The organism is Mangrovimonas sp. ST2L15 (assembly GCF_001280515.1).
Lineage (GTDB): Bacteria > Bacteroidota > Bacteroidia > Flavobacteriales > Flavobacteriaceae > Mangrovimonas > Mangrovimonas futianensis.
Genome location: NZ_LBIQ01000017.1, coordinates 1 through 400 on the forward strand (window position 1 = coordinate 1; position 400 = coordinate 400).

The following is a 400-nucleotide window of genomic DNA, read 5'->3' on the forward strand; positions in this document are numbered from 1 at the left end:
TAATAGCTGTTATACTGATTCTGAAACCTGGATAATAACGTCCTGATCTGAATGGGCTTTTAGCAGCAGCTTCCTCATTTTCCATTACAAAGTTATCTCTAGAACCAGCACGGTCTGCAGTATATACGTAGTTTGAAGGCACATAACCTGTATTATCCAAAGTTCCTGTTAAACGCACTCTTAGGTCATCACTAAGTTGACTGTCGTAACCTAATTTTGCCAACAAGGAAGCTCCACCAGTTTTTCCATTAGATCCCGCTTCTACAGATTGCTTTAACTTACCATTAGAGAAACCTACCATCCCGCTAAAACCATTTCTTTGATAGTAAACCTCAGCAACTACTTCTGTAGTAAACGACTCCATAATTAAGTTTTCAACACATGAGTAGAACATGGCTTT

The 400-nt window shown here is 38.8% G+C and carries 1 pseudogene; it reads right to left on the minus strand.

Annotation, left to right across the window (positions count from 1 at the left end):
* Positions 1 to 364 (minus strand): annotated as a pseudogene (locus ZA07_RS00995) (hypothetical protein); the annotation flags it as partial.
* Positions 365 to 400: the final 36 nt, after the last annotated feature.